The following is a 10,892-nucleotide window of genomic DNA, read 5'->3' as shown; positions in this document are numbered from 1 at the left end:
AAAAAAGTTTATTCAATTTTTCTCCAAATTTTAATAAGTATTCCCATGCAAATTAGGGTTAATAAACTTAGACCTAAGGCGAGTTGTGTTTTTCCATAAATCCAATTTCCAGTAGCAAATAAAAAGCTATAAACTCCAATTGTACCAACAATAAAGCCTAAGATTTTAATTCCAATATTTTTGAATTTATCTTCTCCTTCAAAAATTAAAGCTTCAAAATTTTCTATAGTTTCTTTTTTAGTAGGTTTTGTTAAAAGTGTTACTAAAATCCAACCAATGGTTGTAATTACTACACCAATAATAAGTTTCCAATACCCAACAATTTCTACCAATGGAGTTTCTATTTTTCCGTTAATAAAAAAGAAAAGTGCAATTAAAAATGAGATTAACATGGCAGCAATTTCACTATAAGGGTTTATTCTACTCCAAAACCAACGCAAAATAAATAGTAAACCAGTTCCAGCACCAATTTGTAATAATAAATCAAATACATCTTTTGCAGATTGTAAGTAAAAAGAAAATAAAGCAGCACAAACCATTAGTAGAACTGTAGTCGTTTTACCAACAATAACTTTCTGATTTTCGGTTGCTTTTTGGTTGATAAATCTTCCGTAAAAATCATTAACGATATAAGAACTTCCCCAATTAAGTTGTGTAGAAATTGTGCTCATAAAAGCAGCTATTAATGATGTTAAAACAATTCCTAATAAGCCAGTAGGTAAATAGGTCATCATTGCTGCATAAGCAACATCATGTCCTTGCATTTCTGCAGATAAGTTAGGGAAAGTAGTATTTATGCTTTCTATATTAGGGAATACAACTAACGAAGCCAAACCAACAATAATCCAAGGCCAAGGGCGTAAAGCATAATGTGCGAAATTGAAAAATAAAGTAGCCCAAGTTGCGTTTTTTTCATCTTTGGCAGCTAACATTCTTTGAGCAATATAACCACCGCCTCCAGGTTCTGCACCAGGATACCAAGTGCTCCACCATTGTACAGCAAACGGAATAATAAACAACGTAATTAAAGCTTCTTTGTCAGAGAAATCGGGCAGCATTGCTAATTGTCCACTAACATTTTCGTGAGTTAGTAATTGTGTTAACCCTCCTATTTCGGGTAAGTTTACAATGTAAATTGTTGCCCAAACAGAACCAACCATTGCAATTATAAATTGAACAAAGTCAGTAATTAAAACACCTTTTAAACCACCTAAAGATGAATAAATAACGACAATTATAGATGAGTATAATAGCATTTCTCCTTGTGAAATACCTAATAATATATTGGCAATTTTAGCACCAGCTAAACAAACTCCAGCCATTGTAATAATATTAAAAATAACACCTAAATATATTGCTCTAAATCCTCTTAAAAAACTAGCAACTTTGCCTGAGTACCTAATTTCATAAAACTCTAAATCTGTTGTAATACCTGATTTTCGCCATAATTTAGCATAAAAAAAGACAGTTAACATTCCTGTTAATAACATTGCCCACCAAACCCAGTTACCTGAAACTCCATTTTTTCTAACCAACTCTGTAACTAATCCAGGAGTGTCAGCAGCAAAAGTTGTTGCAACCATTGAAACTCCTAATAACCACCAAGGCATATTTCTTCCAGATAAAAAGTATTCAGAAGTATTTTTACCAGCTGTTTTAGAGACCCAAAGCCCAATTATTAAAGAGAAAAGAAAAAATCCACCGATTATACAATAATCTAGAGTTGTTAAATTCATGATATTAATTTAGGGAGTTAAAAGTAGGTAATTATTTCTTTAAATCTAAGTTAAATTAGAAAACGATTTTGTAAATATTTAATTTAAATTCATTTAATTTATAGTTGAAATCGAAAACGATTTCGCAGTTTTTTTGTTCAAAATCATATATAATACCTAATTTTACAAAGCAATTTTATGGGAAAAATTAAAAAAATAGCAGTAATGACATCTGGTGGAGATTCACCAGGAATGAACGCAGCAATAAGGTCTGTTGTTAGAACTTGTGCCTATTATAGAACCAGCTGTGTTGGTATTTATAGAGGTTATGAAGGTTTAATTGATGGTGATTTTATTGATTTAACTGCAAGGAGTGTTAATAATATTATTAACAAAGGAGGTACAATTTTAAAATCAGCTAGATCAAAAGAATTTAGAACCAAAGAAGGTAGAGCTAAAGCATACGAGCATTTAAAAGAGCATAAAATAGATGCAATGGTTGTAATTGGTGGAGATGGATCTTTTACTGGAGCTGTTGTATTTAATGAAGAATACAAATTTCCAATAATAGGAATTCCAGGAACTATTGACAATGATATTTTTGGAACAACTCATACTTTAGGTTATGATACTGCTTTAAATACAGCAGTTGAAGCTATAGATAAAATTAGAGATACTGCCTCATCACACAATAGATTGTTTTTTGTTGAAGTAATGGGAAGAGATGCAGGTTTTATTGCATTAAATGCAGGTGTTGGTGCAGGAGCAGAAGAAATTTTAATTCCTGAAGAAGATTTAGGGTTAGATAGAATGTTGGAGTCTCTTAAGAAAAGTAGAAGAGCAGGTAAATCTTCTAGTATTGTAGTTGTTGCTGAAGGAGATAAATCTGGAAGAAATGTTTACGATTTAGCAAAATATGTAGAAGAGAACTTGCCAGAATATGAGGCAAGAGTTTCTGTTTTAGGACACATGCAAAGAGGTGGTGCACCTTCTTGTTTCGATAGAGTTTTAGCAAGTAGATTAGGAGTAAAAGCAGTAGAGTTATTATTAGATGGGCAAACCAATTTAATGGTAGGTTTAAAAAATAACGAAGTTATATCAACAGAAATAAGTGAAGCCATTAAAGGTGGTCACACCATAAATATGGAACTTTTAAGAGTTTCAGATATTATGACAACATAAATAAATATATAAAGTAATGATTAAAATTGGAATAAACGGTTTTGGAAGAATAGGTAGATTAGCATTTAGATCTGCAGTTAAAAGAGTTGATGTACAAGTAGTTGCAATTAACGATTTGTTAGATGTAGATTATTTAGCTTACTTATTAAAATATGATTCTGTTCATGGTCGTTTTGATGGAGAAGTAGAGGTTAAAGATGGTCAATTAATTGTTGACGGACAAACAATTAGAATTACAGCAGAAAGAAACCCAGAAAATTTAAAATGGGATGCTGTAGGTGCAGATTATGTAATTGAATCTACAGGTTTTTTCTTGTCAAAGGAAAAAGCAGGTTTACACATTAAAGGAGGCGCTAAGAAAGTTGTAATTTCTGCACCTTCACCAGATGCACCAATGTATGTAATGGGAGTTAATCAAGATTCAATGACAGCTGAAGAAACTATTATTTCTAACGCTTCTTGTACAACTAACTGTTTAGCGCCAATTACAAAAGTAATTAATGATAATTTTGGTGTTGTTGAAGGTTTAATGACAACCATACACGCTGCAACTTCTGGACAAGATGCTGTAGATAGCCCAAATAAAAACTGGAGAAGAGGACGTTCTGTTTTAGCTAACATTATACCAACTTCTACAGGAGCAGCTAAAGCAGTTGGGAAAGTAATTCCTGAATTAAATGGAAAACTTACAGGTATGGCAGTTAGAGTTCCTACTCCAGATGTTTCTTTAGTAGATTTAACAGTAAGAACAGAAAAAGCTACTAGCTTAGCAGAAATTATAGAGAAGTTTGAAGAAGCTTCTAAAGGTTCTTTAAAAGGAGTTTTAGGTGTAACAAACGATCAAGTTGTTTCTCAAGACTTTGTGTCAGAAGTAAGAACTTCTGTTGTAGATGCAGATGCTTGTTTAGAGCTTAATGCTAACTTTTTTAAGATAATTTCTTGGTATGACAACGAGTTTGGCTATGCAAATAAAATTGTAGATATGTTAGTACATTGTGCTAAATTATAGTAATTGTTTTTTATGATTAGCTAAATATTACTATTTCATTTAAGAATAATTTTTAACAGACAAGCCTGGTAGTTTTTATAACTATCAGGCTTTTTTTATAAAGAAGTTTTATATTTGTAATGTGTAAGTTTTTATCTAAAACACACAAAAATAAAAGGTATTTAAGCTAAAAATAAAAGTAGAATGATTAAGGTAGCAATAAATGGTTTTGGTAGAATAGGAAGACTAGCATTTCGTTCCGCAGTGCAAAGAAAAGATATACAGGTAGTTGCAATTAATGATTTATTAGAAGTAGATTATTTAGTATACTTATTAAAATACGATTCTGTTCATGGTCGTTTTAACGGAACTGTAGAGGTTAAAGAAGGGAATTTAATAGTAAACGGTAATACAATTAGAATTACTGCAGATAGAAATCCAGAAAATTTAAAATGGGATGAGGTTGATGTAGATTACGTAATAGAATCTACAGGTTTTTTCACAACAAAAGAGAAAGCAGCATTACATATAAAAGGTGGAGCAAAAAAAGTAATTATATCTGCACCTTCAGATGATGCAAAAATGTATGTTATGGGTGTTAATAATCACGAATTAACAAAGGAAGAAACTATAATTTCCAATGCATCTTGTACAACAAATTGTTTAGCTCCATTGGTAAAAGTAATTAATGATAATTTTGGTTTAACTGAAGGGTTAATGACAACGGTTCACGCAGCTACATCAACACAAAATACTGTTGATGGTCCAAATAAGAAATGGCGAAGAGGTCGCTCTGTTGTAAATAATATTATTCCTACTTCTACTGGAGCTGCAAAAGCTGTTATAAAAGTAATTCCTGAAATGGAAGGAAGATTAACAGGTATGGCTGTAAGAGTGCCTGTAGCAGATGTTTCTTTAGTAGATTTAACTTTTAAAACAGCAAAAGAAACATCGTTAAAAGAAATTTTAGCAACTTTTAAAAAAGCTTCAGAAAACGAATTTAAAGGAATAATTGGTTATACAGAAGATGAAGTTGTATCGCAAGATTTTGTTTCAGAAACAAGAACATCTGTTGTTGATGCCAATGCTTCTTTAGAACTTAACACCAATTTTTTCAAACTAATTTCATGGTATGATAATGAGTTTGGTTACGCAACAAAGATTGTTGATCTACTAGAATATTCAGCATCATTATAAAAAAAAATAAATATGGAAATTGCAATAATAGCACACGATGGAATGAAAGCAGAAATGGTTCAGTTTTTAAACGAACATAAAGCTATTTTAGATCAAAAAAACATCAATTTAATTTCTACAGGAACTACTGGAACAAAAGCAGAAAAAGCAGGTTTTGTTGTTACAAAATTTTTGTCAGGACCACTTGGTGGAGATGCGCAGATAGCAAGTAGAGTTGTGGAAGGAAAATGTAATATGGTGTTGTTTTTTAGAGACCCAAATGAAAAACATCCTCACGAACCAGACATCACAATGTTGTTGCGTTTGTGTGATGTGCATGATGTTCCATTAGCAACTAATCCATCTACAGCAGAGTTATTAATGAAAGCTATATAAACAAAAAACCACACTTTTAAAAGTGTGGTTTTTGTTTATATGATTGCTGTTAAATTATTTAATAGCAATCATGCTAATTTCTACGTTTACAAACTTTGGTAAATTTGCAACCTCTACAGTTTCTCTTGCAGGTGCATTTTCATCATTAAAAAAAGTACCGTAAACTGCATTTACTTTAGAAAAGTTATGCATGTCTGATACAAAAATTGAGCTTTTAATTACGTTTTCAAAAGTCATATTTGCAGCTTCTAATACAGCTTTTAAATTATTCATTACTAGTTCAGTTTCGTGTTCAATAGAATCTAATTCTATTTCACTAGTTTTTGGGTTTATAGCTATTTGACCTGAAGTGTAAAGTGTATCTCCTACTAAAACAGCTTGGTTATAGGGTCCAATTGGAGCAGGTGCTTTGTCTGTTTTTATTATTGTTTTCATTGTTTGTTATGTTTAAAAGTTAAATAGCAAAAAAAACATTTTTGCTTACTACTCACTAAAATAGTACTCTATCTCTTGGTTTGTTTTTCTCCCATTTAAGATCACTTAATGCAGATGCTTTCACACCAATAAAGAAATTATAAGAAGAGTTAGGTCCAAATGGAGTCCAATTAAAGTTAAAACGCCAACTATCTAAATCTCTTGAAAAAGAAAGTCGAGTATAGGTGAAATCGCTATTGTCAATATCATAACCAGAAGAAAAACCAATATTCCATTTTGGAGTTAATTCAAAATCACCGCTAAACATAATCGAGTTGTTTGTTATTCCGCTAGTTAAACCATTGTTAGCGTAATTCATTGCATAGACTAAGTTTAATGTCCATGGGATTTTAGCATTGTATAATTTGGTTTCTTTTGTGCTATTTTCATTGTTGTTCTGTCTATTTCCTAAGTCGTTTGGAAACTGATTAGAACCCGGTAAATTGTTTCCGAAAACATCAGGAGTATCTTGCGCTCCGTTTCCTTTATTATTTTGATTGTTGGGATTAGAAGCATTTTTGTTTTCGTCTTTCTTTTCAAAGTCTTTACTAGATAATGAATAATTAGCTGATACACCTAATTGAGACATTCTAAAAATATTGTTATTAAATTTATTAATACGTTGTCCTTCATCATTAACTTGATAAGGGTCTAGCGTTGCATTTACATTTAGTGCTAGTTTATCTTTAAAAAGACGTGTACCTGCATTTGCACTTACTGGACTCCAACGTAAACTATCTGCTGCAATATTGTAGCTAGTACTAAAGTTTAGGTTGTTTAAGATTGTTATTTTCTCATCTTCTTCATCACTATCAGGATCCTTTGGAGCCATTTTAGCCTCTAAAACATTATTTAATTGAATACCAATTGAGTTAGAAACTCCGCTTCCTGGAGTTCCGTAAATTCCACCTTCAAAAGGAGAATATGTTACAAGGTCAGTAGGGTCGATACTTTGTTGTACTTGTAGGTTGTGCTTTTCAGCAAAATCGGGTCTATAACCCCATGAAACAGATGGTCTAAAAGTATGTCTTAAGGCTTTTAATCTACCTTTTTTAAAGTTAAATGTACCGTAAATATTTGTTGATAAAGAAACACCAACATTGTAGTTGTTAAATCTATTAAAACCGCTAATTGTATCATTTACTACAGCACCATTTTCACCTGAAGTAGGATCAAAACGTTTGTTTATTTTATCAAAATACCATGTTTCAGAATAGTTGATACTTGGAGATAACGTAAAGTATTTAAAAGCTTTTAAGTTTGTACTTGTTCCTGTTGCATGTTTTACACCAGATTTAGCTTCATTAAACATTTTTGGTGTAAAAAACTCATCGTCAGTTGTGTTAATTCTATATTCACCTTGCATACTATAAGTGAAACCCATTTTTTGAATAGGGTTTTTCTGAACGCCACCTTTACCTGCAAACGGATAAATTCTATCCATGTTTACTTGTAAAGAGGGTAAAGTCATAGTAATAGACTCTGTATTTGTGTTTTGAGAATGTGTTGCCGTAACATTCATATTAAAAGGAGTTCCTACAAAATTTCTGTAATATGAAATTGAAGAACTTAATGTATTTGTTAAAAACTCAGAGTTGTTAAACTCATTTTGAGATTGTCTATAATATGTACTACTTCCTAGGTTTACCGAAGCAGAAAAACGTGCATTGGGATTTGCTTTATTGTCTTGACTATGACTCCATCTAATATTAAAGTTTGTAGCTTCACTATAATCACTTAAACCAAGAATACTTTGTTTAATGTTTTCAAAACGAACACTAAAGTTTCCGCTAAACTTGTATCTTTTGTAGTATTGAGAATCCGTTCTTAAACCCCAACTTCCATTAGTGTATAAATCTCCAAGAACTGTTAAATCAAAATAATCACTCAAGGCAAAATAATAACCTCCGTTTTGTAAGAAAAAACCTTGTGAATTACTTTCTCCCCAAGAAGGAATAATAAAACCAGAAGTTCTTTTGTCTGATAGTGGAAAGTAAGCAAAAGGTAAGTAGAACGGAGTTGGAACATCTGCTAAAACCAAATTACTACCACCAACAATAATTTTTTTTCCAGGAATTAATTTAGCTTTATTTGTAGCAATATAATAATCAGGATTGTCTTTTTTAGAGGTTGTAAAACGTAAATTACGCATGTAAATTGTAGAATCGTTTACTCGTTTTGTTTTTTCACCATAGGTAATTATATCACCTTGTACAGTTTTAACACCATACACTAATGCTTTTTTCGTTTTAAAGTTAAATAAAATTGAATCTTGTTCAGATTCTTGGTTTCCTTGCTTAAAAACTGGACGTTGTTTGTAACCTGTGCTATCTTTAATTCCAGTAGCGTAAACAGTATTATTTTTATAATCTACTATAATAATACCCGCTTTTAGATCTATATCGGTATAAGTTACGTGCGCTTCATTATATAATGTAAGTGTTTTCTTTTTTGCGTCTTGAAAAGTGTAATCTTTTGCGTCATGTGTTATTAAACCTTCTATAATTCCTTTAGGTTTTATAGAATCTGTAACAATGGTGTCTTTTTTTGTTAAGTTTAAACTGTCTTTTTTAAAATCAGGAACAGTATCTCTTTTAGAATTTAAAAGAGTTCTCTTTTTTACAGCTTTTGCATTAATATTTAAAGGCTTCTTTAAATCTTGAGCATTAGTGGTTTTAGTTGCAAAAAAGCAAAAAAATAAAAGTATGTACGTAAGATTTGTTCGCAATGCTATAAATACTATTTTTGTGGTTTAGTAAATGTATGGCTCAATTATTGAAGCACCAAATTTGAAAAGCCAAAATTAGTTAATTTTTATGGATGCTATTTCCATTAATCTAGAAAAAATAATATCATGAATAAAATTTTAGGAGTATTTATCGTTATTATTTCATTTTTATTGATTTCGCCTACGGCGGAAGCTCAAAAACAATATACAATTGTCTTAGATGCAGGTCATGGAGGAAAAGATCCTGGTAATCTTGGTAACGGTTATAAAGAAAAAGATATTGCTTTAAAAGTTACTTTAAAGGTTGGTAAAATGTTATCTGATGAAAAAGATATAAAAGTAATATACACAAGAAAAACAGATGTTTATCCTAATTTATGGAAGAGAGGAGAAATTGCTAATAAAGCAAAAGCAGATTTGTTTGTTTCTATACATTGCGATTCTTATCAGCCAAGACCTGAAGCTCATGGAGCAGGTACTTTTGTCTTAGGTTTAAGAGGTAATAAAAAGAATTTTGAGATTGCTAAGAGAGAAAATGCATTTATTGTTTCAGAAGAAAACTATAAAGATAGGTATGAAGGATTTGACCCCAATTCATCGGAATCGGTTATAGGTTTATCTCTTTTACAAGAAGAAAATTTAGATAAAAGTTTACAAGTAGCAAGTATAATTCAAACAGATTTCACGCAAAAAGCAAAACGAAAAGATAGAAAAGTAAAACAAGATAATTTTCAAGTTTTAAGAGAAACTGTAATGCCAAGTGTTTTAATTGAGTTAGGTTTTTTAACCAATAAAAAAGAAGGAGCTTTTCTAAACTCTAAAAAAGGCCAAATAAAAATGGCAACTTCTATTGCTAAATCGATAAAAGAATATATTCATCAACTGAAATTAAATACGGTTGTAACTGATGTTTTGGTTGAAGATACTGTTACCTCAGATGTTGAATTTAAAATACAAATTGCATCAGGAAAAAATAAAATTGCAACAAAATCATACAACTTTAAGGGCTTACAAAATGTAGAGAGAATTAAAATAGGTTCATTCTATAAATATTACTACGGAAATACATCTGATTATCAGCAAGTAAAAAAATCTTTATCAAGAGCTAAGCAGAAAGGATATAAAGATGCTTTTGTAATTGCACTTAAAAATGGAGAAAAAGTATCTGTACAAGATGCTATAAGTAACCAATAATTTAGACCTATTCTTCTTAATTCTACCAAAATTATTAGTAATATTGCTATTAATAAAAAGTAGATATGTCTAGAGAACTCAAAACAGGAATTGTTGCAGTTGTTATCATTGGTCTCTTAATTTGGGGATACAATTTCCTTAAGGGACAAGATTTGTTTAAAGGTGATTCTCGTCACTTTTTTGTAGAGTATAACAGTATTCAAGGCCTTAATGAAGCTAGTTTGGTTACCATAAATGGTTTGCAAGTTGGTCGTGTAAGTAAAATAAAATTTAACGATAAGCCAGAAAAAAGAGGAGGACTCTTAGTTCGGTTTACTTTAGAAAACGATTTCGTATTTTCAAAACAAAGTATTGTAAGAATATATTCTCCAAGCCCTTTAGGAGGTTCAAATTTAGCTATTTTACCAAGTTATGAAGGTGGTAATGCAATGTCTGGAGATACTCTTAAAGGAGAAATTGAATCAAGTTTATTCACTTCAATTGGTGAAAGATTAGACCCAATTCAACAAAAATTAGATCAAGTTTTAGAAGGAGCAGACTCTCTATTAGTAGGTTTAAATCAAGTCTTAGATAAAAAATCACGTAAAAGTTTAAATCGTAGTATTTTAGGATTAGAGTATACTGTTTCTGATGTAAGAAAAACATTAAAAGGGGTAAATACTATTTTAGAAGATAATCAAGACAATTTAGCAGCTACATTAACAAACGCAAAAACAATAACCGATAATTTTTCTCAAGTCTCCAAAGATTTAGCGGAAGCTAATTTAAGTGAAACGATAAAAGAATTTGAAACAACATTGGCAAATGTAAACGGTTTACTTGCTAATATGAAGGATGGTAAAGGTACGTTAGGAAAGCTAATGACAGACGATAAAATGTACAATAACCTTACCAATGCTTCTAAAGAAATGGAAGAATTATTAAGAGAAATGAAGTTAAATCCTAAAAGATTTGTTCATTTTTCGCTCTTCGGTAAAAAAGCAAAACCTTACAACGAAGAAAATAACAAAGAAAACACAAGTAATAAATAGTAAATTAT

The 10,892-nt window shown here is 30.8% G+C and carries 9 protein-coding genes; 6 read left to right on the top strand and 3 right to left on the bottom strand.

What is annotated here, in order from left to right; translation table 11 throughout:
* Window positions 1-8: 8 nt before the first annotated feature.
* Window positions 9-1,736 carry a sodium:solute symporter family protein gene (locus LPB136_RS06045; protein WP_072555264.1) on the bottom strand — a complete coding sequence of 576 codons (1,728 nt, stop codon included), beginning with the start codon at window positions 1,734-1,736 and terminating at the stop codon, window positions 9-11.
* Window positions 1,737-1,913: 177 nt separating this feature from the next.
* On the opposite strand from LPB136_RS06045, the gene pfkA reads away from it, so the two are divergent.
* The 4 genes from pfkA to LPB136_RS06025 all read left to right on the top strand — a co-directional run bounded on the left by pfkA (window position 1,914) and on the right by LPB136_RS06025 (window position 5,457).
* Window positions 1,914-2,897 carry a 6-phosphofructokinase gene (gene pfkA, locus LPB136_RS06040; RefSeq protein ID WP_072555263.1) on the top strand — a complete coding sequence of 328 codons (984 nt, stop codon included), beginning with the start codon at window positions 1,914-1,916 and terminating at the stop codon, window positions 2,895-2,897.
* 16 nt (window positions 2,898-2,913) lie between these two features.
* A complete protein-coding gene (gene gap / locus LPB136_RS06035) occupies window positions 2,914-3,906 on the top strand; it encodes a type I glyceraldehyde-3-phosphate dehydrogenase (RefSeq protein WP_072555262.1) in 993 nt (330 codons plus the stop codon).
* A gap of 183 nt (window positions 3,907-4,089) precedes the next feature.
* Entirely contained in the window at window positions 4,090-5,082 is a 993-nt protein-coding gene (gene gap / locus LPB136_RS06030) for a type I glyceraldehyde-3-phosphate dehydrogenase (RefSeq protein ID WP_072555261.1), read from the top strand.
* Window positions 5,083-5,094: 12 nt separating this feature from the next.
* Entirely contained in the window at window positions 5,095-5,457 is a 363-nt protein-coding gene (locus LPB136_RS06025) for a methylglyoxal synthase (protein WP_072555260.1), read from the top strand.
* Between the two features lie 54 nt (window positions 5,458-5,511).
* Here the strand turns inward: LPB136_RS06025 and LPB136_RS06020 are convergent, their stop codons facing one another.
* The gene (locus LPB136_RS06020) at window positions 5,512-5,892 is read right to left on the bottom strand and encodes a Rid family detoxifying hydrolase (protein WP_072555259.1); all 381 of its coding nucleotides are present in this window, start codon (window positions 5,890-5,892) and stop codon (window positions 5,512-5,514) included.
* Window positions 5,893-5,947: 55 nt separating this feature from the next.
* Complete coding sequence (locus tag LPB136_RS06015) at window positions 5,948-8,659, bottom strand: putative LPS assembly protein LptD (protein ID WP_158009611.1); 2,712 nt, start codon at window positions 8,657-8,659, stop codon at window positions 5,948-5,950.
* A gap of 126 nt (window positions 8,660-8,785) precedes the next feature.
* On the opposite strand from LPB136_RS06015, the gene LPB136_RS06010 reads away from it, so the two are divergent.
* On the top strand, window positions 8,786-9,853 hold the full coding sequence (locus tag LPB136_RS06010) for an N-acetylmuramoyl-L-alanine amidase family protein (protein WP_072555258.1): 1,068 nt from the start codon (window positions 8,786-8,788) through the stop codon (window positions 9,851-9,853).
* 65 nt (window positions 9,854-9,918) lie between these two features.
* A complete protein-coding gene (locus LPB136_RS06005) occupies window positions 9,919-10,884 on the top strand; it encodes an MlaD family protein (protein ID WP_072555257.1) in 966 nt (321 codons plus the stop codon).
* The last annotated feature ends 8 nt before the right edge of the window (window positions 10,885-10,892 follow it).

The sequence above is a fragment of the Tenacibaculum todarodis genome (assembly GCF_001889045.1).
GTDB classification, from domain to species: Bacteria; Bacteroidota; Bacteroidia; order Flavobacteriales; family Flavobacteriaceae; genus Polaribacter; species Polaribacter todarodis.
This window is presented reverse-complemented; position numbering and strand designations above follow the sequence as displayed.

Coding starts and splice junctions, on each gene's coding strand:
- LPB136_RS06025 (WP_072555260.1), top strand. CDS start 5,095: ATGGAAATTGCAATAATAGCACACGATGGAATGAAAGCAGAAATGGTT.
- pfkA (WP_072555263.1), top strand. CDS start 1,914: ATGGGAAAAATTAAAAAAATAGCAGTAATGACATCTGGTGGAGATTCA.
- gap (WP_072555262.1), top strand. CDS start 2,914: ATGATTAAAATTGGAATAAACGGTTTTGGAAGAATAGGTAGATTAGCA.
- LPB136_RS06005 (WP_072555257.1), top strand. CDS start 9,919: ATGTCTAGAGAACTCAAAACAGGAATTGTTGCAGTTGTTATCATTGGT.
- gap (WP_072555261.1), top strand. CDS start 4,090: ATGATTAAGGTAGCAATAAATGGTTTTGGTAGAATAGGAAGACTAGCA.
- LPB136_RS06010 (WP_072555258.1), top strand. CDS start 8,786: ATGAATAAAATTTTAGGAGTATTTATCGTTATTATTTCATTTTTATTG.
- LPB136_RS06020 (WP_072555259.1), bottom strand. CDS start 5,892: ATGAAAACAATAATAAAAACAGACAAAGCACCTGCTCCAATTGGACCC.
- LPB136_RS06045 (WP_072555264.1), bottom strand. CDS start 1,736: ATGAATTTAACAACTCTAGATTATTGTATAATCGGTGGATTTTTTCTT.